This is a genomic window from Klebsiella sp. A-Nf5, assembly GCF_002810545.1.
GTDB classification, from domain to species: domain Bacteria; phylum Pseudomonadota; class Gammaproteobacteria; order Enterobacterales; family Enterobacteriaceae; genus Klebsiella; species Klebsiella variicola.
Genome location: NZ_PIOG01000092.1, coordinates 58,038 through 79,349, shown reverse-complemented (window position 1 = coordinate 79,349; position 21,312 = coordinate 58,038). Strand labels below are relative to the sequence as shown.

Genomic DNA, 21,312 nt, shown 5'->3' with positions numbered 1-21,312 from the left:
CCATGGCAATTCCTGTTTATCTTTGGCTGAAAGACGATGGCGGCGCGGACATTAAAGGGTCTGTCGACGTTCAGGATCGTGAAGGCAGTATCGAAGTGGTGGCCCAGGAGCATAACCTGTACATCCCGACCGATAACAACACCGGCAAACTGACCGGCACGCGTATTCATACGCCGTTCCTGTTCACCAAGGAGATCGACTCCTCCAGCCCCTACCTGTACAAGGCGGTGACCACCGGTCAGACCCTGAAGTCCGCCGAGTTTAAGTGGTACAGAATCAACGATGCCGGCCAGGAAGTGGAGTATTTCAATACCAAACTTGAGAACGTCAAGGTGGTGAAAGTGAATCCCCTGATGCACGACATCAAAGACCCCGCCTACGAGAAGCACAACCATCTGGAACAGATTGAGCTGCGCTACGAGAAGATCACCTGGACCTATAAAGACGGCAACATCATTCACTCCGATAGCTGGAACGAACGCGCCACCGCGTAATTGCCCGTCATATTTCGCGCCGCTGGCGCGCAGGCGACGTTCGCTCACCCCGGCCGCATTGTTATCTCTGCGACCGGGGTTTATTGCGGACTATCGCCTGATGCGGGCAGCGTTTCTCTGCCCGCCGTTTTTTGCTGAGTGCCTGAGATGCGGGTTCTCAGCAAAGAAAAACACAATCTGTCTGCCTGACCTTGTGCGCTTGGGGTTCCTGTTCGGGAACAGCGACGGGCGGTAGCGTGTTCGGAACCAATAAGAGAGGATCTCATGGAAAATCCAGCCAGCCTGTTACGCCGTCTTAATCCCTGCTGTGCCCGCGCAATGGAGGGGGCGGCCTCCCTGTGCCAGACCCGGGCGCATGCCGAGATCCTGCCCGAGCACTGGCTGCTCAAGCTGCTGGAACAGGGGGAAGGCGATCTGACGGTGCTGGCGCGGCGCTATGAATGGGATATGGATGCGCTGTGGCAGGATCTGCTGAGCTGGCTGGATAAACAGCCGCGCTCGGTACGTCATCGTCCCCAGCTCTCTGATCCTATCCTGAGGCTGATGCAGGAGGCCTGGCTGATTGCCTCGCTCAGCGGCGAAGCGCAGATCCGCAGTGTTCACCTGCTGATGGCGCTGGTTGAAAAACAGAATCTGATCCAGTGCGATGGGCTGTGGCCGCTGTTAACGCTGGGCCAGAGCCAGCTGGATCGCCTGCGCCCCTTACTGGATGCCCAGTCCGACGAACGTCCGCCAGCGCTGCAGGAAGCGGCGCTGGCGCAGCGCCATGGCGGGGATGTGGAATTTGTGGGGCGTCCTGCGGGCAGCGAACTGAATGCTGATGGGCTCAACCCGGCGCTGCAGAATGCGCTGGACAAATTCACGCTCGACGTCACCGCCAAAGCCAGAGACGGCCAGATTGACCCGGTGTTCGGACGTGACACGGAAATCCGCCAGATGGTGGACATTCTCTCCCGTCGGCGTAAAAACAACCCGATCCTCGTCGGCGAGCCGGGTGTGGGCAAGACCGCGCTGGTGGAAGGCCTGGCGCTGCGCATTGCCGAAGGCAACGTCCCCGACGCGCTGAAGCCAGTGTCGGTGCGCACCCTCGACCTCGGTCTGCTGCAGGCCGGCGCCGGGGTCAAAGGCGAGTTTGAGCAGCGGCTGAAAAATATCATTGAGGCGGTGCAGCAGTCGCCTTCGCCAGTGCTGCTGTTTATCGACGAGGCGCACACGATCATCGGCGCGGGTAATCAGGCGGGCGGCGCGGATGCCGCCAACCTGCTGAAGCCGGCGCTGGCCCGGGGCGAGCTGCGGACCATCGCCGCCACCACCTGGAGTGAATACAAGCAGTACTTCGAGCGCGACGCCGCGCTGGAGCGCCGCTTTCAGATGGTCAAGGTGGATGAGCCGGACGACGACACCGCCTGCCTGATGCTGCGCGGCCTGAAGCCCCGCTATGCCCACCACCACGGGGTGCATATCACGGATGATGCGGTGCGCGCCGCCGTGACGCTGTCACGACGCTACCTCACCGGCCGCCAGCTGCCGGACAAAGCGGTGGATTTACTCGACACCGCTTCCGCCCGCCTGCGCATGAGTCTTGATACCGTGCCTGAGCCGCTGACTCGCATGAAGGCGCAGCTCACCGCGCTGGCGATGGAGAAGCAGGCGCTGCTGGAAGATATTGCGCTGGGCAACAGCGCCCACGGCGAACGGCTGGCGGCCATTGAGCAGGAGGAGATCCGCCTTATTCTGGCGCTGGATACCCTCGAAACTCAGTATGGTCAGGAGCTGCAGCTGACGGAGGCGCTGCGGGCCTGTCGTCGCGATATCTCCCGCCAGGCGGAAATCAGCGATCTACAAACCGCGCTTATTGCTGTCCAGCAGGGCAATCCGCTGCTCGGGCTGGACGTCGACGTCCGCACCGTGGCGACGGTGATTGCCGACTGGACCGGCGTGCCGCTTTCCTCGCTAATGAAAGATGAGCAGACGGAGCTGCTGAGTCTGGAAGAGAGTCTCGGCAAACGGGTGGTTGGCCAGGAGGCGGCCCTGAGCGCTATTGCCCGGCGCCTGCGCGCCGCGAAAACCGGCCTGACGCCGGAGAACGGTCCGCAGGGGGTGTTCCTGCTGGTCGGGCCGAGCGGCACCGGCAAAACGGAAACGGCGCTCGCCCTGGCCGATGCGCTGTTCGGCGGCGAGAAAGCGCTGATCACCATCAATCTCTCCGAGTACCAGGAGCCGCACACCGTCAGCCAGCTGAAGGGTTCTCCGCCGGGCTACGTCGGCTACGGCCAGGGCGGGATCCTGACCGAGGCGGTGCGCAAACGCCCCTACAGCGTGGTGCTGCTCGATGAGGTGGAGAAGGCCCATCGCGATGTGATGAACCTGTTCTATCAGGTCTTCGACCGGGGGGTGATGCGCGACGGCGAGGGGCGTGAAATTGACTTTCGCAACACCGTGATCCTGATGACCGCCAACCTCGGTAGCGACCTCCTGATGCAGTTGCTGGATGAACAGCCGGAGGCCAGCGAATCAGACCTGCACGAGCTGCTGCGCCCGGTGCTGCGCGGCCACTTCCAGCCGGCGCTGCTGGCCCGCTTCCAGACGGTGATTTACCGTCCGCTGCCGGCGGCAGCGCTGCGCGCCATTGTCGGGATGAAGCTCGGGCAGGTGAGCCAGCGTCTGGCTTGCCATTACGGAATCACCACCACCCTCAGCGAGAGCCTGTTCGACGCGCTGACCGAGGCCTGCCTGCTGCCGGACACCGGCGCCCGCAACGTCGACAGCCTGCTGAATCAGCAGATCCTGCCGGCGCTGAGTCAGCAGCTATTGAGCCATATGGCGGCGGGGCAGAAACCGCGCCAGGTGACGCTGGGGTATCACGAAGAGGAAGGCGTCGTGATGGCGTTTGACGAGGGGGCAATCGCCGATGAGTAGCGTGAAATCGTTGTTGTTCAACCACAACCACCACCTGCTTTCGGTGAAAGGATGTGAAGCCGGGCTTGATGTGCTGGCGTTTGAGGGCGATGAAGCCCTGAGCCAGCCGTTCCGCTACCGTATCGAATTCACCAGCGCAGACCATGCCATCAGCAAAGAGATGATGCTGATGAAGGCAGCCTCCCTGACGCTGCAGGCGCCGGTGGCTCAGGGCTTCGGCATCAATGTTCAGCAACCCGTGCGGGTGATCCAGGGCGTGGTGACGGGGTTTGAACGGCTCAGTACCTCCAGGGATGAAACGCACTACGCGCTGACGCTTCAGCCGCGCCTGGCGCTGCTTAACCGCTCGCACCAGAACGCCATTTACCAGGACCAGTCCGTTCCGCAGATTGTGGAAAAAATCCTCCGCGAGCGCCACGGCCTGCGCGGTCAGGATTTTCTGTTCTCACTGACAAAAACGTATCCGCGACGCGAGCAGGTGATGCAGTACGGCGAGGATGACCTGCGCTTTATCACCCGGCTGCTGGGTGAGGTGGGGATCTGGTTTCGCTTTACCACCGACACGCGGCTGCACATCGACGTCGCTGAGTTCTGCGACAGTCAGCAGGGCTATGAGAAGGGACTGAAGCTGCCTTCGGTCCCGCCGTCCGGGCAGCAGTCGGCCGGGGTGGACGCGGTGTGGGAGATGGCATGCCGCCACCGCGTCGTGGAGCAGCAGGTCAGTACCCGCGACTACAACTACCGCGAGGCGACGGCGGACATGAACGCGCAGGTGGATGTCACCCGCGGGGAGACCACCACCTTTGGTGAGGCTTACCACTGGGGAGATAACTACCTGACCGCCGGGAATGTCCATGACCGCCATCCGGCGCCGGAGTCCGGGGCGTTTTACGCCCGGCTTCGTCATGAGCGTTATCTGAACGGCCAGACCCGGACGCAGGCCACCACCAGCTGCCCGACACTCTGCCCGGGACAGGTGCTGAAGGTCACCGGCGGAGAGGAGGTGGCCGGGGAGTTTGCTGATGGCGTGCTCGTCACGGCGATGCACAGCCACGCCCGGCGCGATGCCGACTTTGCAGTGGAGTTTGCCGGCATACCGGACAGCCCGGACGTCGGTTACCGGCCTGAGCCCGGTGCGCGTCCGGTGATGGCCGGGACGCTGCCGGCCCGCGTGACCAGCACCCGGGAAAACGACACCTACGGGCATATCGACAAACACGGGCGCTACCGGGTGAATATGCTGTTTGACCGGGCGCGCTGGGAAACCGGGTTCGAGAGCCTGTGGGTCCGCCAGTCGCGGCCGTATGCCGGAGACACTTACGGCCTGCACCTGCCGCTGCTGGCGGGGACGGAGGTGGCGATTGGCTTTGAGGACGGTAACCCCGACCGGCCGTATATCGCGGGGGTGCTGCACGACTCGGCACACGGCGACCACGTCACCATCCGCAATGACAAACGTAACGTCCTGCGCACCCCGGCCAACAACAAAATCCGCCTCGACGACGAGCGCGGGAAAGAGCATATCAAGGTGTCGACGGAGTACGGCGGCAAGAGCCAGCTCAATCTCGGCCATCTCGTGGATGCTGAGAAGCGGCAGCGCGGCGAAGGCTTTGAGCTGAGAACCGACAGCCGGGGCGCCATCCGGGCACAGAAAGGGATATTTATCAGCGCGGACGGACAGGCTCAGGCCCGGGGGCAAGTGCTGGCGATGGAGCCGGCGGTCAGCAATCTGGCTGAAGCCCGGGAGCAGATGATGTCCATCTCCGGTGACGCGCAGAAGGCGACCGCGAACCCGGCCGATCTCCAGGCGCAAATTACCCTGCTGGAACAGCAGCTGACGGACCTTAAAAAATCAGTACTGCTGCTCAGCGCGCCGGAGGGGATAGCGCTGACCAGCGGGGAGCATCTGCAGGTCTCAGCCGGGCATAACCTGATTGCCACGGCCGGAAAGAATGCGGATGTCAGCGTGGTGAAAAATCTGTTCATCGGGGTGGGCAGTGCGCTGAGCGTGTTTGTGCGAAAGCTTGGGATCAGGCTGATAGCGAACCAGGGACCGGTGCAGATGCAGGCGCAGAATGACCTGATGGCGCTGCTTGCCCGGAAGGAAATCAGCATTGTCAGCACGGAAGACAGTATCGAAATTATTGCGAAAAAAAGGGTCACGATAAACGGCGGGGGAAGCTATATCACGCTCAATGCCAGTGGCATTGAATCAGCGACGGCAGGTGAGTACAGAACAAGGGCCGGTCATTACAGCAGGCAGACGAGGGCTCAAAACAAACCTGAAATGCCTGTTTTATCTGAAATGTCTAAGGATCCCAATGATGAAGAGATTACTGAAAGTTTTATTCTTTTAGATGTGGATGATAATCCTATTAATAACTATCGCTATCGGTTAGCTGATTCTAAGTCTGAATTGTTTAATCATGACGGGACTCTGGAATTTACTCTTGGTGATGATAAAAATATAATTTTTTGGCTGGATGTTGATAGGGCGGAAAGATCATGACTGATACTAAAGTTGATAAAATTTCAGATGAAGAGCGATTGTTGGCCGCTATGGCATATGGGGAAGCATCAGCAAGCAATGATGCTAATGAATTAAAAGCGTTAGCTAGTGTATTGGTCCGTCAGAGAGACGCGAGAGGATATACTACAATGAAGGAGTTTATTGATGGAGAGCCCTCTTATTCTTATGTTGTTGGTGATGGGAATGCAAAATATAAAAAATTCAATAAGGCTAAAGATGAGGATATATCTAACGATACCGGTATGTCTAATGCCTTGACAGCAGCAAAGAATGCATTGTCAGATGGACCCGATCTTTCGAATGGTGCATATTTTTGGGATGGGGCAGATATAAAATCGAATTATAATAAACATTTTAAAGTAAGGCATGGGATAAAATTCACAGATCCTTCGCATAATATATATGATATTAAGGATTCAACAAAAATTGTTATCCTCTATAAAATTGTTAAGGTCAAGAAAACAGTGAAGGGAAAAGTTAAAGTCACAAAAGAAAAAGTTGAAGTAGGACGGTATGATCATATTTATGATTCGACTGCGGCTTATGGTGGGACGATCTTTTGGAAAAACAATGATGATTATATAACCTTATCAAAAGGGAAGTTATACAAGTGATAAAAAAACTGCTGTTAAACTTTTTTCTGTTTTATTCAATAGCTGTTGTTGCTAACGACAGTATACCCTCGAATGCACTTAAAACATGTCTGTTTCAGCACTCATTAATTGATGGGGTTGATTATTCATCAATAGATACTAGTGCAGTGATAACAGATAGCAACTATTCTGCAGCAGGCGAAGTGCGCTATGTTGATTATAAAGGAACTATTGTTGGATATGGGAATTCTCGGTCAGGAATGGCCTTTTATAAGGGGAGTAAATCATATCCTTTATCGAAATTAAAGGTTATTGATTTTGGACTGTTAATCAAATCAATTCCGAAGGAGATAGATTATTCTTTTTCAGAATGGGGGTACATTAGATTAAATAACAAGAGTTTTATTTGCGTTAATGTGCCGTTCTCTGGTGTTGGGGAAAGTGGAAAACATCAGGATATAAGAAATGCGTTTGTATATGATATGAAAGGTAATGATATTTACTACACAGTAGGGAATATCAGCAGTAAAGTACAATAGTCATTAAATCATCAAGAGCTTAGATTCTATTTATATTAAATAGATAACTATTAATTTATGTCGTAGTTGATTTTAAAATACATTAGCTTAGTTTTATCACTTGAAAGGATTCTAATGACTACAAACCCTGCTACGTTGTTGTTCAGCCACAACCACCACCTGCTTTCGGTGAAAGGATGTGAAGCCGGGCTTGATGTGCTGGCGTTTGAGGGCGATGAAGCCCTGAGCCAGCCGTTCCGCTACCGTATCGAATTCACCAGCGCAGACCATGCCATCAGCAAAGAGATGATGCTGATGAAGGCAGCCTCCCTGACGCTGCAGGCGCCGGTGGCTCAGGGCTTCGGCATCAATGTTCAGCAACCCGTGCGGGTGATCCAGGGCGTGGTGACGGGGTTTGAACGGCTCAGTACCTCCAGGGATGAAACGCACTACGCGCTGACGCTCCAGCCGCGCCTGGCGCTGCTTAACCGCTCGCACCAGAACGGCATTTACCAGGACCAGTCCGTTCCGCAGATTGTGGAAAAAATCCTCCGCGAGCGCCACGGCCTGCGCGGTCAGGATTTTCTGTTCTCACTGACAAAAACGTATCCGCGACGCGAGCAGGTGATGCAGTACGGCGAGGATGACCTGCGCTTTATCACCCGGCTGCTGGGTGAGGTGGGGATCTGGTTTCGCTTTACCACCGACACGCGGCTGCACATCGACGTCGCTGAGTTCTGCGACAGTCAGCAGGGCTATGAGAAGGGACTGAAGCTGCCTTCGGTCCCGCCGTCCGGGCAGCAGTCGGCCGGGGTGGACGCGGTGTGGGAGATGGCATGCCGCCACCGCGTCGTGGAGCAGCAGGTCAGTACCCGCGACTACAACTACCGCGAGGCGACGGCGGACATGAACGCGCAGGTGGATGTCACCCGCGGGGAGACCACCACCTTTGGTGAGGCTTACCACTGGGGAGATAACTACCTGACCGCCGGGAATGTCCATGACCGCCATCCGGCGCCGGAGTCCGGGGCGTTTTACGCCCGGCTTCGTCATGAGCGTTATCTGAACGGCCAGACCCGGACGCAGGCCACCACCAGCTGCCCGACACTCTGCCCGGGACAGGTGCTGAAGGTCACCGGCGGAGAGGAGGTGGCCGGGGAGTTTGCTGATGGCGTGCTCGTCACGGCGATGCACAGCCACGCCCGGCGCGATGCCGACTTTGCAGTGGAGTTTGCCGGCATACCGGACAGCCCGGACGTCGGTTACCGGCCTGAGCCCGGTGCGCGTCCGGTGATGGCCGGGACGCTGCCGGCCCGCGTGACCAGCACCCGGGAAAACGACACCTACGGGCATATCGACAAACACGGGCGCTACCGGGTGAATATGCTGTTTGACCGGGCGCGCTGGGAAACCGGGTTCGAGAGCCTGTGGGTCCGCCAGTCGCGGCCGTATGCCGGAGACACTTACGGCCTGCACCTGCCGCTGCTGGCGGGGACGGAGGTGGCGATTGGCTTTGAGGACGGTAACCCCGACCGGCCGTATATCGCGGGGGTGCTGCACGACTCGGCACACGGCGACCACGTCACCATCCGCAATGACAAACGTAACGTCCTGCGCACCCCGGCCAACAACAAAATCCGCCTCGACGATGAGCGCGGGAAAGAGCATATCAAGGTGTCGACGGAGTATGGCGGCAAGAGCCAGCTGAACCTCGGCCATCTCGTGGATGCTGAGAAGCGGCAGCGCGGCGAAGGCTTTGAGCTGAGAACCGACAGCCGGGGCGCCATCCGGGCACAGAAGGGTATTTTTATCAGCGCGGACGGGCAGGCGCAGGCTCAGGGGCAGGTGCTGAATATGGAGCCGGCGGTCAGCAATCTGGCTGAAGCCCGGGAGCAGATGATGTCCATCTCCGGTGACGCGCAGAAGGCGACCGCGAACCCGGCCGATCTCCAGGCGCAAATTACCCTGCTGGAGCAGCAGCTGACAGACCTCAAAAAATCAGTACTGCTGCTCAGCGCGCCGGAGGGGATAGCGCTGACCAGCGGGGAGCACCTGCAGGTCTCAGCCGGACATAACCTGATTGCCACGGCCGGAAAGAATGCGGATGTCAGCGTGGTGAAAAATCTGTTCATCGGGGTGGGCAGTGCGCTGAGCGTGTTTGTGCGAAAGCTTGGGATCAGGCTGATAGCGAACCAGGGACCGGTACAGATGCAGGCGCAGAATGACCTGATGGCGCTGCTTGCCCGGAAGGAAATCAGCATTGTCAGCACGGAGGATGAAATCAAAATCATCGCGAAGAAGAAGCTGACCTTGAATGGTGGAGGGAGCTATATCAGACTTGATGCAAATGCGATTGAATCTGCTACTGCAGGCGAATATCGCACGAAAGCAGGATATTACGGGCGTCAGGAAAGCGCTTCTGAAAAAGTCAAAATGCCTGTATTTCCTGTAATGGAGCCTGGAGAGCACAGTTTACGTTTTGCTTTTCCAGGTGCGGATAGTGTCAGCCAAAGTATGAACTGGCTGATAAATCAGCCGTACAGTATTACTGATAGCGCTGGAAAAATTCTGTCTACCGGAACAGTAGACAGTTCAGGTCGTTTCCCCAAAATAGTACTTCCTGAAAGCGATACATTAAATTTAATCATTGGCCGAGAAACTTGGAGTAAAGAGGATCATTCTGTCTCATCAACTGAAGACGACAGTATGGAGGATTTTGAGGATGAAGCACCTGATGCCGATCTTTATTTAAGTGAAGTGGGTTTTGAAGATGATAGAACATCAGCATTGACTGAATCAATGATTTCAACTTTATTAAGTTTAACAAAGGATAGTTGATAGTGTTAAGTATGCTTATGAAACTTACGTTGAGTCTGGCTATCTTATTTTATAACTTCGGTGTATATGCTGCATGCCTGAAAGAGGGGGATAAGATTGTACTCACAGGAATAATGAAAGAAGAAATATTTTACGGCCCCCCAAATTGGGGGGAAGATAGGGCGCATGACGAAAAATTACTCTACTGGATCCTGCATATAAATAGTCCGCTAAAGTGCGTGGTTGATGCTAATACTGAGCAAAAAGGTTGGGATAGCAATATTCAGCTCATTGTTAGTGGTGACGATTATAAAACTAAACGCAATCTACTTAATCACCATGTCATTGTAGATGGAAAAGTTATGCTTGCTGTCACAGGCTATCATATGACTTCCGTCTTATTAAACGACACCAGCTTTCAGCCAACAGAATAAAATAAAAAGGATGATGTATGAGATTTATAAAAGCGACATACCATCTTGAAACCAAGACGGTTGAGTACGAAGCTGGTGATGGGACTCGTTTGCTAAAAACTGCAGGGACATTAAACTGGAGATTTAACAACCCCGGAAATATTATGGCATTGCCTGATGCAAGTAAGCAAAAAGGGCGAATAGGTGTCGGTACTGTATATAATCCGAAAGAAAATACATTTGCGATTTTTTCCAGCATTGAAGCTGGGGAGCGTGAAAAATGTGCATTATTGAGGCGAAAATATCAAAATGACACCATATCTGAGATGATGTCGCAGTATGCTCCTGAAACCGCAGGCAATGATCCCGTTGCTTATGCTAACTTTATAAGTTCAGAGAGTGGCGTTGCAAAAGATAAAAAAATATCTGACTTGGATGATAAAGAATTCGGCAAAGTTGTGGATGCGATCAGTAAAAAAGAAGGGGGCCTGAAGGCTGGTACTGAAAAATGGGTGTATGTGACAAACTTGACGGTTTCAGACGGCTCTCGCCCAGTTGCTAATGTGCCATTTAAGGTAACACTAGAAAGTACTAGCTACGAGTGGAAAACAGACGCTTACGGCAAGCTCAAGACAATTATTCATACGAAACAAGGAATGGTTATTGTCGTCAAATATACTAATTCTGCTGGAAAAGAGGATGTTGTTTATTCAGCAGTTGCTGGGGATGAAACGAAGAATATACTGCTCACGCGAAATTTTTCTCAATTCTCTGCAAAAACACTTGCCGAGACTCCCAAAGTGCCACGTGAGAAGAGCGCTCTGAAACCGATAGAGTATATAGTCATGCCAGGAGATTCTCTATCAAAAATTGCCAAACGTTATAAGACAAGTGCTGATGAAATTGCCAAAAACAATAATATAAAAGATGTGAGTAAGATCTTCCCTGGTCAACACTTGATGATTTATGGTGCCAAAACTAATAGCCCCTTAATCTATATCGTTGTACCTGGTGACACGCTGGCGAAGATCGCAGAAAAAAATGGTGCGAATGTTGACGATATTGCGCGTCAGAATAATATATCAGACCCTAATAAAATATATCCGGGGCAATCAATTTCTATAAGAAAAAATGGTAGCAATACTGCGGTCGAGTCCGATAACTCAGCAGTTAATCCTCCAACCTCAAAAACAGTGAGTAAAAAACAACTACAAAACAAAGAAGTAAATTCCAATAAAAAAACGCTGGAATCAGTCGGAGGAAAAAATTCCGGTAATCCGATTGCGTTACTTCCTCATGATCAGCGAGAGGCTCCGTGGATGGCGGTTGCATTCGAGGAGGGAGAGACTCGATGGAAATGGGGGCGTGTAAAGGAAGGCGATGGCGGAATAAACTACCATAAGAAGACAGGCATTAATATGTCATCCATGGTTGGTGACTCTAATCCGTGGTGTGCTTCTTTTGTAAATTATTGCCTTAAAGAATCTGGATATTCAACATCTGGTAGCGCCAGTTCTCAATCTTTCTCGAAAAATAAAAGTTTTATAAAAGTGTCTCAACCTATATACGGTGCAATAGTCGTTTTACGGAAAAAAGCATCTTGGAAAGGGCACGTTGCTTTTATATACTGTCTTTTTGAGGATGGAGAAATAGGTGTACTTGGCGGAAATCAGGGAGATAGTGTAACAATAAACCCATTATATCAAGTTTATATCAATGGACGGTTACATTATGAGTTGATAGGGTTCTATGTACCTGATTCATATTATTCTTATGCACAAAAAATAATAAATTCTGGCTCGAGAGAAGCAGCGATTTCTAATATTGCAGAGTTGCGTGAAAGCCTTGGAGCCAATCTACTCTCGAACGAGGATGGAAGAACAAGGTGATAAATAAAAATTTAATACTGGAGGTGATGTGAAGTATTATTATGTTTTAGCATTGTTACTTGGTTACAGCTCCTGTGTACTGGCAGAAGAGTGTATGGATAACTCAAATATAGATTCTCTAAGAGAGGTTTTTAAAAAAAACAATAAGAAGTTGTTGATTGAAATGTCTTCAAAAGAAGTGAGGCATTATGTTGAAAGTGATTTACTTATCAAAAATAAATACAGTACACTTGTCAATGTATCTGAGGTTTACTATGGCTGGGGAGTGGACAAAAAATCAAAGTATCCTGTTAACACATCGGCAGTTTTCCCAAATGAAAAAGTGTGTGTATGGAATGTATCTTTTGCACTACCAGAGTCTATTAGAAAAAAATGTGATGATGATGGTGCTTATGGGTATTTTATTGAATTTAAGAAAGTTAATGGGAAAACAGTCCTATATAACTTTACCTCTTTGTTTGATTCTCTTCCCGACGGAACTTTAGCTTGCAAAGCTGCCAATAAATTTATGCTGCAAAAATAGCTTGTGAGTATTGAAGTAAGCATCTCGCTATAAATTAAGGGTGTTGTTGATGAATCATTATTCGGCGTTCTTGCTGCTTTTTAGGTTGTGTTGCATATTATTTTGTAGCCAATAAATTCTACTTTTACTAAAAATCTAATCTTTTCTACAAAGTGGGAAGGTAATTCTGGTAAGCATTTACTGGTGATGAAAAAGGAAATCAACCAGAATAATACTGCAGAGCATTTATCTGTAAAACAGGTGACAAAGGGTAAGGATGATTGCATTTCAAATGATTATATTATTGACTATGAAATGGATATTAATGTGAATGGGGTAAAAGAATCAATTGAAATAAACAGTAGCTTTACTAATGACGAAGGCACTGTTTTATTTGCTTATAAATTGGATGTATTGATGGGATAGACCCAGTTACTGTCAAGTATTTCGCGTATAAAATGGATTGAAATATGCACTACGAGGGGAAGAGAATATCATAGTTGAAAATGGTAGGTGTGGTGGAGAAAACCCTCCGATTCCAGATTATAATTAAAAAAGACAAGTCTCTGTTAAATTACATGCTGAAAAAAATGGAAGGCCGTTTCAACGACAAAAGTAAACTAGCACGTTGATTTATGTTTTGTTACCAAAAAGGATGGTCGTATGTTTAAGTGTGAGTTTGCTAATGAGAGAAATATAATGTGGTAAATTTTGTTTCGTCTGCATATCAAGCTAATTTAGCCATCCTGTAACATGAGGAAATTAATGCCATTTACACTTAAACATTTGCCAGAACGCTACCCCAGACCTAAGCCTCTGAAATTCTCTCGTTGGCTTGTTGCTCTGGTTGTCATGCTTTCGGTCAGTATTATCATAATGCGTATATTTGGGCGTTATGTTGAAAATCTGTACTTCTGGAGATTAGCTGTAGGTTTTCCTGTTGCTTTATGGAGTGTCTTGCTTTCTTCTCGTCTGCTTGTTTGGTCTTTACAGGATAGCAAAGCAAACGCTTTTGACAAACAGCGAGAACAGTGGATTCTTCGAGAAACCCGTAAGGCACGGCGTGCATTACAAGTGCTGAGTGCAACATTTATTACCGGCCACTCATCAGTTGCTCAGAAAGATACCGCTATTGCTATGCAAAATAACGACAGCATTATTGTTTCACAGGTCGGCCGGGATGGTAATGAAAGCGCCAGAATGAGCCAAATTTCTTCCAGCCCGCAGGATTCTATGGAATTCGTGATAATAAATATTTTTTCGCAGATGATTGCAGACATTCCTTTTACACAAATCCCTGATAAATGCCCATTAGTAGTAGTTTTTGATGTAACAACATCGCTGCCTTTGGAGAACATTCGCCATTACTGGGATGAGGCATGGCAAAAGAACAATATCACTTTTCCTGTTGAACACGGTGAAGGGAGTGGTCTTAGTGTAATTGACCGTTGGTTAAATGAACGTATTAAAGATAAAGCAATGCTATTGATTGTTGGCCTCCAGATTGATCCGATTGTTACAAACAATACTGCTGAAGCAGCTGTTGCTCTACTTCTTGGCAACCGCCTAACGCAAGAGGCGCTTGACCCCCTCGCATTACTACACCGGCCAGATGCTGCTCCATCAGGTGAACTGAGCGAGGGGATGAGGATGGCCGCCTGGAACGTCCCGCTAAAAGAAAATATGGTGGAAAATTTATGGCTCGCTGGAATGACAGGTGAGCAACGTGCAGAAGCGATTGGATGTCAGAATGCACATCCTGCGCAGTGCGTAAAAGATGAGGCTGTCATTTCACTCGATATATCCATGGGGAATGCTGGAGCCGCTGCACCCTGGCTGGCTATTGCTGCCGCCACTGAAATCGCCCGACAAACACAATCCCCGCAGATGATTATCTGCGGGGATACCACTCAGAAAGTGCTATGGAGCACGCTTATTACCCCGATAGCTTCAAGACAGGAGATGGATCTGTGAAGTTACTTTTAGCACCGAAAACTGCGGAAGGTCGCTATCTTTCAGTCGTATTCATTCTCTTTTTACTCTTGGCTGCAATGACATTTATCGTCTGGAAACATCCTGACATGGCCGGACTTGAGGGCGATAGTCAGCAGCAGAATTACTGGCTTATTGGTGGGTGCTGCATTACCGGATGTATCTTTATCATGTTAGTTATGCTCCTGTGGACAGCTCGCAGTGCCGGTAAAAAGGAGTTTGAGGCTCTCCTGGATGTCACTCGTGGTGATGACAATAAGAGAAAAGATGAGAGTGAAAACATCTCTGTTTCTCCAGCAGTGGTGATGTGTGCCAGGATTCGTGACCATCTGCGAACCCGAATTGGAATTCACTGGCGACGCAAAGTCCGCCTGCTTTTAGTCACCGGCGACGAGGCGGCAATCGAACAACTGGCACCGGGTCTGCGTCAGCAGCGCTGGCTGGAGGGCCAGCGTACCGTTCTGATTTACGGCGGCAGCTTGCTCTCCGAACCCGATCGCCAACAATACGCCGCGCTGCGCAAGCTGCGCCGCGGTCGTCCTCTGGACGGAATTGTGCGGGTGATGCCGTCGTCTCTCACCCTGACGCCGCAGATAAGTGAGAGCGACCTGCGTGGGCTGGAAAAAATCAGCGAACTGCTGCGCTATGCCGCCCCGGTCTGGCTGTGGAAACTGTGCGACAGTGAGTGGTCGCAGGCTGACCGCGTGGTGCAGGCGGTAGGGGTTAGCTTCCCGTTACGCGCTACCGAGGACGATGTCGCCCGTCAGCTTGCGCAGATGCTGCCCACGCTGCGGGAGCAGGGGATGCGCCAGATCGCGGAGGAGACCCGCCACGACTTCCTGCTGCGTCTGGGGCATCGGCTTATCGACGGGGGGATCGCGCAATGGCGCTGGCAGCTGGCGCCGTGGCTGACCGCCTCGCGGCAGCGGCTTGCGCTGCGTGGCCTGATGTTTAGCCTGCCAGAACCTCGCGCCGTGGATCCGTATCAGGAAGCTGATGCCCTGCCTGCGGGCCAGCCTCATCTCCTGACGCTGCCCGCCACCTGGCAGGGCATTGTGGATGACTGCACCCGTGTACGTGGCCACCGTGTCGGTATGGCGTGGGAACAGACGCTGGCCTGGACACTGCTGGCCACCCTCGGCCTGTGGGCGGCGGGACTGCTGCTCTCCTTTACCCTCAATTACAACCAGATTGCTACAGTCGCGGGAAAAGCCCGCGACCTGGTGGCCCACCCCTCCGTTTCTGACTATCAACTGACGGCCCTCCATGCCCTGCGCAATGAGGCCGGCCGTCTCGTGCACGATGGACAGAAGGGGGCTCCCTGGTATCGGCGTTTTGGCCTGGATCATCATCAGCAACTATTAGACGCCGTCCTGCCCTGGTACGGTGTGGCGAATCATCGCCTGATACGTGACCCGGCCAATGCCGCGTTGCAGCAGGCGCTCAGCGCGCTGGTCAACTCCGCCCCCAACAGCGACCAACGAGCCCAGCTGGCGAAACCGGGCTATGACCAGCTGAAAGCCTGGCTGATGATGGCTCGTCCGGATAAAGCCGATGGCGCATTTTTCGCGCAGACCATGAAAACGGTCCAGCCGACGCGAATGGGGATCTCGACCGGTCTGTGGCAAAGTCTGGCGCCGGATTTGTGGGCCTTTTATCTCTCCTTGCTGGCCGAACGGCCTGAATGGAAGATAACTCCGGATGCGCAACGGGTCAGTCAGAGCCGCCAGGTTCTTTTACAGCAGATAGGTCGCCGCAATGCCGAAAGCACCTTATATGAGAACATGCTCAAATCCGTGCGTCGTAATTTTGCCGATGTGTCGCTGGAAGACATGACCAGTGGCACCGATGCGCGCCGCCTGTTTACCACCGATGAAGTGGTCCCGGGGATGTTTACCCGCCAGGCATGGGAAGGCGGCATTCAGCAGGCCATTGATAAGGCAGCCAGCTCGCGCCGGGAAGAAATCGACTGGGTGCTGAGCGATTCGCGCAAAACGGTGTCGACAGACCTGTCGCCGGAGGCGCTGAAAGCGCGTCTGACCCGACGCTACTTCACCGATTTCGCCGGCAGCTGGCTGAATTTTCTCAACAGTCTGCGACTTAATCCGGCGACCAATATCGCCGATGTTACCGACCAGCTCACGCTGATAAGCGATGTCCGTCAGTCGCCGCTGATTGCCCTGATGAATACTCTTGCCTGGCAGGGACAGGCTGGACAACAGAGGGAGGGGCTGTCGGACAGCCTTATTAAATCGGCCAAAGACCTGGTGGGCGGGAAAGACAAGCCGGTCATCGACCAGTCGGCCGCCGGCCCGCAGGGGCCTCTGGATGACACGTTCGGCCCACTGCTCCAGCTGATGGGGAAAAACACGGGCAGCAACGTCATGTCGGCCGATAGCACCCTGAGCCTGCAAACCTATCTGACCCGTATCACCCGCGTGCGCCTGCGCCTGCAGCAGGTTGCGAATGCCTCCGATCCGCAGGAGATGATGCAGACCCTGGCGCAGACCGTCTTCCAGGGGAAAAGCGTCGACCTGACCGACACGCAACAGTACGGTAGCCTGATTTCGGCAAGCCTTGGCGAAGAGTGGAGTGGCTTCGGCAACACTCTGTTTGTGCAACCGCTGACCCAGGCATGGGAAACCGTGCTTCTGCCGTCGGCGGCCAGTCTGAATGATAAATGGCGCCGCTCGGTGGTCGCCAACTGGCACACCGCCTTTGACGGACGCTTTCCGTTTGCCGCCAGCAAAAGTGACGCCTCGCTGCCGATGCTGGCTGAGTTTGTGCGCAAGGACAGCGGGCGGATCGAACGTTTTCTCACGACGGAGCTGAACGGTGTCCTGCATAAAGAAGGCAGTCAGTGGGTGCCGGATAAGGTCAACAGTCACGGTCTGGTCTTTAATCCTGCCTTCCTGCGCACCATCAACCAGCTAAGCCAGCTGTCCGATATTCTTTTTACCGACGGCAGCCAGGGGATCAGCTTTGAGTTACAGGCCAGGCCTGCCCCGGAGGTTGTGGAGACACAGCTGACGATAGACGGCCAAAAATTGCGCTATTTCAATCAGATGGCCGACTGGCAGACTTTCCGCTGGCCGGGGGAGACGTATAAACCCGGCACTCTGCTGACCTGGACCACCGTCAATGCGGGCACGCGCCTGTTTGGTGACTACAGCGGTACCTGGGGCTTTATTCGCTGGCTGGAGCAGGGTAAGCGCCAGCAGCTCGAACGCAGCCAGTGGATGATGAGCTTCACCGCTCCGGATGGCCGCACCCTGCAGTGGGTATTGCGCTCCCAGCTTGGGAGCGGCCCGCTGGTGCTTCTGGCGCTGCGCGGATTGACCCTGCCGGATCAGATTTTTAGTGTCGATGCGGCTGAGAGCGCACAGGCCCTGACGACGGGGGGAGGGAATAGTGACATGGATGAGATGGAATTATGAGCATTTTACAAAATCTGGTTGCCGCCAGTCAGTTGGATGAAAGCGTACTGCGCCAGCAGGCCCGGTCACGCCAGGCGCAGTGGCAGTCCTGGCTTGCGCCAATCAGTGACACCCAGCCAACCGGGGACGATCCGAGCTATGACGATGATTTTCAGCGTATCCGCGAGGAGGTCAATAAGATCTCCGGTGTCGATACCGAACTGATTTGCCAGTTGGCTGGACAGTTACTGGCAACAACAAAAGATATCCGGATTGTTACCTATTACTGCTGGGCCCGTTTGCACCAGGACGGGGAAGCTGGCTTGGCCGATGGGCTGGAGCTGCTGGCAGGCTTGCTGCAACGATATAGTATGCAGCTTTATCCGCAGCGCGACCGTAGCCGCAAAGCAGCCCTCGAGTGGCTGGCGGGTACTCGTATCTTAGACAGTCTTTCACTTTTTCCAGAAGTTGTGCGGGAGGACGCAAGGCGTACCGTCGGCGCGCTGCTTCTCATTGATGATTGTCTGACGACAGAACCAGAAACATCACGGCCAGATCTGCAAGCACTCTGGGGCGCACTGGAGTCTCGTTTGATAAAGGGCGGGGGAGTCGATGCAGTGGTGCCGCAGAACGTCGGAAACCGGGGGCTGGCTCAAACTGCTTCCCGCACGGCTGAATACGAAGCGCCGGTTCTCAGTAACATCACCTCCGGTCAGGATCTGCTGGCCCAGGCGCGAACCCTGACAGCATACCTGCGCGTTCAACCCGATGGCTGGCTTGCCGCACATCGGCTAATGAAAAGCCTTCGTCATGACACCCTGACAATCATCCCTGCGCCTGATGCTGAAGGAAAAACACGTATCGAGCCTCCCAGAGCAGATCAGCGGGCCATGCTCAAGCGGCTGTACCTGCAACAGAGCTGGTCGGAGATACTGGAACAGGCGGACAGTACCTTCTCACGTGGCGCTAACCACCTCTGGCTTGACCTGCAATGGTATATCCATCAGGCGCTGGCGAGGTCGGGTCAGGATGTACTGGCCGATATTATCATTGCCGATCTGAAAGGATTGCTGCGCCGTCTCACCGGGCTTGAAACATTAGCTTTTAACGACGGCACACCCTTTGCCGATGAGGTCACGCTGAACTGGATAAATCAGAGTGTACTTGACGATATGTCCGTCTGGCAGGATGAGCCAGTATCGGCTGCCAGCGGCGCTGATAACGACATTCTGGCACTTGAACCTGAAGCGCTTGAGAAAGCTGACACTGACGGTCTCGATGCTGCACTCCACTGGATTCAGACGCGCCCGGGCACGGAATCCACTAAAGAAAAATGGCTGTTGCGCCTGCTGATGGCCCGCGTGGCCGAACAAAAGGGGAAGAATGACCTCGCGCTCTATCTGCTGCGAGAACTCGACGATACGGCGGGATCAATCACCCTCACGCAGTGGATCCCAGCTCTGTTGTTCGAGATTAAATCGCGACGGCTCAGGCTACTGCGCATGAAAGCTACGCGCAGCGAGAGTGAAAAATTACGGTTGCAACCGGAGATGGATCAATTGCTGGCAGGTCTGATTGCGCTCGATCCAGCCAGTAGCGCGGTGCTTTGCGGCTAACAGAACGGAAACTGACACTGACACTAAGGAGAACGTATGGCAGCAAAAGGTTTTTATCTGGTACAGGGAGACAGAACGACCTGCGGCGGAAGAATCACTACAGGCGCAGAAGATCACACTCTGTTTGATAAACCTGTTGTCCGGGAGCAGGACAGCGTCACTTGCGGAAAGCACGCGGGGCTATACAAGATTGCCGGTGGCATCGACAACGATACCATTCACGGCCGGCGAATGGCCGGAACCCTCGACAGCTGTAGTACTTGCCCCTGTAAGGCGAAGTTTATTCCATCAATGATGAATGATACTTATGAGAAAGGAGGTGAGTGCATAACTACTTTATTTTCACTCGATGGGCTTATGGCATCTTTACAGGAACCCTACAAGAATCTTCATCCAGAAAATAAGACTGAACGACAGTGTACTCACACAGATGGGGCGATTAAAGTTGCAGAATATATACTAAGTGAAATAAAGGCGAATGTCAGAAGCGATACGGCAGAAACAATACGATATTTAATTGACGAAGATTTTTTAATAAAAAGACTTACTGAATGGAATAAACTTCCCTTTTATGCAAAGCTGGGTCCGCCCCCTAAAGCAGATTTACTTGCTGCAATGGCTATTTGGTATCAGACCGTGAAAACAGGTTCAATCTGGGATCATAAACCGAAGATCCGCGATCTGTTTTCATCCGTTGCAGTAGCACGACCACTTCCCAGGAAAGGAAAATCATCAAAGTCTTATTATCATAAATTCAAACAGCATGATTATTTTTATGATGTTTGGTCAAACATACATTATGGTTATGTTGGACGTAGTGTCGGTTTTTCTGAAGCAATTCTCTTGAAAGGGTCCACTTGGGAACAAAACATGAAGCCAGGTGCAATGGGGGATGATACCATGGATGACATTACTAGCATGAAAATAGGGTTTAATCTATTTTATGAACATGGGAAATTTGCTGAGACGTTGACGGCAGATAATATTCTTTGCGTTTTAGAAACAACACCTGGCGCGCACCTTCCTCACTCAAGAGAAAATCATTGGTGCTGGAATACAGATAATCCAGAAAAAAGTGACTCATCATTTTGAAAAAAATAAAAACGTTAACGGGTATTGCATTATTTATGGTGGTGTTAGTCCTTGTCGCTCATTTTATTCCGATAAGGCCAGTTGTTGTTATTATAAATAACACTAATGAAACTATATTCGTGTATGCAGGTGAGAGTGTATATAATGTCGAACCTGAGCCTGACGAAGTCGCGCGCATAGTACGATCAAAGCCTGAAATTATAGCACCTGGAAAAAGAGTTAAGATTAAAGCTTCGTTTACATCTCTGATTAGGAAAGATGCAGCGCTTGACATTGGTTGGAGGGTTGGTGGTCAATACGAATATAACGCTGCAGGTAGCGGTGGTCAAAATTTTATTCTTTCTTCAAAAGAGGGCGTGTGCTACGCATCGATTTATATAAAAGATGATTTTTTTAAGGGTACGATTAAAAATGGTTCAAGCAATAAGTGTTTTAAAAAAATAAAGGCATTTAATTATAAGTATTAATTCAGGTGTTATAAAGGTTATTTTTTAGATGCCTGTTTCAAAATCTGATGATTG

15 protein-coding genes are annotated in these 21,312 nt (G+C 52.1%); all 15 read left to right on the top strand.

The genetic code is table 11. The features are described from left to right. Nucleotides 1-2 precede the first annotated feature (2 nt). A complete protein-coding gene (gene hcp, locus CWM53_RS09945) occupies nucleotides 3-494 on the top strand; it encodes a type VI secretion system effector Hcp (RefSeq protein ID WP_023340018.1) in 492 nt (163 codons plus the stop codon). Between the two features lie 264 nt (nucleotides 495-758). Then, nucleotides 759-3,413: a type VI secretion system ATPase TssH gene (gene tssH / locus CWM53_RS09940; RefSeq protein WP_100630897.1), complete on the top strand. Its 2,655-nt coding sequence runs from the start codon at nucleotides 759-761 to the stop codon at nucleotides 3,411-3,413. 1 nt (nucleotide 3,414) lies between these two features. Beyond that, entirely contained in the window at nucleotides 3,415-5,922 is a 2,508-nt protein-coding gene (locus CWM53_RS09935; RefSeq protein ID WP_227521701.1) for a type VI secretion system Vgr family protein, read from the top strand. After that, complete coding sequence (locus CWM53_RS09930) at nucleotides 5,919-6,557, top strand: hypothetical protein (RefSeq protein ID WP_100730554.1); 639 nt, start codon at nucleotides 5,919-5,921, stop codon at nucleotides 6,555-6,557. The genes CWM53_RS09935 and CWM53_RS09930 overlap by 4 nt, the downstream gene beginning before the upstream one ends. Beyond that, nucleotides 6,554-7,075: a hypothetical protein gene (locus CWM53_RS30465; protein WP_133123810.1), complete on the top strand. Its 522-nt coding sequence runs from the start codon at nucleotides 6,554-6,556 to the stop codon at nucleotides 7,073-7,075. The genes CWM53_RS09930 and CWM53_RS30465 overlap by 4 nt, the downstream gene beginning before the upstream one ends. 114 nt (nucleotides 7,076-7,189) lie before the next feature. Further along, nucleotides 7,190-9,892 (top strand): type VI secretion system Vgr family protein, encoded by a 2,703-nt coding sequence (locus tag CWM53_RS09920; protein ID WP_100750781.1) that lies wholly within the window; start codon nucleotides 7,190-7,192, stop codon nucleotides 9,890-9,892. An 11-nt stretch (nucleotides 9,893-9,903) separates the two neighbouring features. Further along, on the top strand, nucleotides 9,904-10,305 hold the full coding sequence (locus CWM53_RS09915) for a DUF4431 domain-containing protein (protein WP_226682273.1): 402 nt from the start codon (nucleotides 9,904-9,906) through the stop codon (nucleotides 10,303-10,305). Between the two features lie 17 nt (nucleotides 10,306-10,322). After that, complete coding sequence (locus CWM53_RS09910; protein ID WP_100729824.1) at nucleotides 10,323-12,173, top strand: TIGR02594 family protein; 1,851 nt, start codon at nucleotides 10,323-10,325, stop codon at nucleotides 12,171-12,173. Nucleotides 12,174-12,201: 28 nt separating this feature from the next. Beyond that, entirely contained in the window at nucleotides 12,202-12,696 is a 495-nt protein-coding gene (locus CWM53_RS09905; RefSeq protein ID WP_226682262.1) for a sugar ABC transporter permease, read from the top strand. A 183-nt stretch (nucleotides 12,697-12,879) separates the two neighbouring features. Further along, on the top strand, nucleotides 12,880-13,101 hold the full coding sequence (locus CWM53_RS09900) for a hypothetical protein (protein ID WP_074386058.1): 222 nt from the start codon (nucleotides 12,880-12,882) through the stop codon (nucleotides 13,099-13,101). Between the two features lie 339 nt (nucleotides 13,102-13,440). Further along, nucleotides 13,441-14,649: a hypothetical protein gene (locus CWM53_RS09895; RefSeq protein ID WP_074386057.1), complete on the top strand. Its 1,209-nt coding sequence runs from the start codon at nucleotides 13,441-13,443 to the stop codon at nucleotides 14,647-14,649. Then, nucleotides 14,646-18,104: an ImcF-related family protein gene (locus CWM53_RS09890; protein WP_100729826.1), complete on the top strand. Its 3,459-nt coding sequence runs from the start codon at nucleotides 14,646-14,648 to the stop codon at nucleotides 18,102-18,104. Before CWM53_RS09895 ends, CWM53_RS09890 begins: the two co-directional genes overlap by 4 nt. Continuing rightward, nucleotides 18,101-19,699 (top strand): type VI secretion system protein TssA, encoded by a 1,599-nt coding sequence (gene tssA, locus CWM53_RS09885; RefSeq protein ID WP_100630891.1) that lies wholly within the window; start codon nucleotides 18,101-18,103, stop codon nucleotides 19,697-19,699. Before CWM53_RS09890 ends, tssA begins: the two co-directional genes overlap by 4 nt. A 36-nt stretch (nucleotides 19,700-19,735) precedes the next feature. Beyond that, on the top strand, nucleotides 19,736-20,791 hold the full coding sequence (locus CWM53_RS09880; protein WP_100729827.1) for a polymorphic toxin type 44 domain-containing protein: 1,056 nt from the start codon (nucleotides 19,736-19,738) through the stop codon (nucleotides 20,789-20,791). Continuing rightward, the gene (locus tag CWM53_RS09875; protein WP_074386053.1) at nucleotides 20,788-21,258 is read left to right on the top strand and encodes a hypothetical protein; all 471 of its coding nucleotides are present in this window, start codon (nucleotides 20,788-20,790) and stop codon (nucleotides 21,256-21,258) included. The genes CWM53_RS09880 and CWM53_RS09875 overlap by 4 nt, the downstream gene beginning before the upstream one ends. Nucleotides 21,259-21,312 lie beyond the last annotated feature (54 nt).

What these genes read in the sequence shown, in the direction of transcription:
- hcp (WP_023340018.1), top strand. Translation starts at nt 3, where the DNA reads ATGGCAATTCCTGTTTATCTTTGGCTGAAAGACGATGGCGGCGCGGAC.
- CWM53_RS09895 (WP_074386057.1), top strand. Translation starts at nt 13,441, where the DNA reads ATGCCATTTACACTTAAACATTTGCCAGAACGCTACCCCAGACCTAAG.
- tssA (WP_100630891.1), top strand. Translation starts at nt 18,101, where the DNA reads ATGAGCATTTTACAAAATCTGGTTGCCGCCAGTCAGTTGGATGAAAGC.
- CWM53_RS09915 (WP_226682273.1), top strand. Translation starts at nt 9,904, where the DNA reads ATGCTTATGAAACTTACGTTGAGTCTGGCTATCTTATTTTATAACTTC.
- CWM53_RS09930 (WP_100730554.1), top strand. Translation starts at nt 5,919, where the DNA reads ATGACTGATACTAAAGTTGATAAAATTTCAGATGAAGAGCGATTGTTG.
- tssH (WP_100630897.1), top strand. Translation starts at nt 759, where the DNA reads ATGGAAAATCCAGCCAGCCTGTTACGCCGTCTTAATCCCTGCTGTGCC.
- CWM53_RS09920 (WP_100750781.1), top strand. Translation starts at nt 7,190, where the DNA reads ATGACTACAAACCCTGCTACGTTGTTGTTCAGCCACAACCACCACCTG.
- CWM53_RS09880 (WP_100729827.1), top strand. Translation starts at nt 19,736, where the DNA reads ATGGCAGCAAAAGGTTTTTATCTGGTACAGGGAGACAGAACGACCTGC.
- CWM53_RS09910 (WP_100729824.1), top strand. Translation starts at nt 10,323, where the DNA reads ATGAGATTTATAAAAGCGACATACCATCTTGAAACCAAGACGGTTGAG.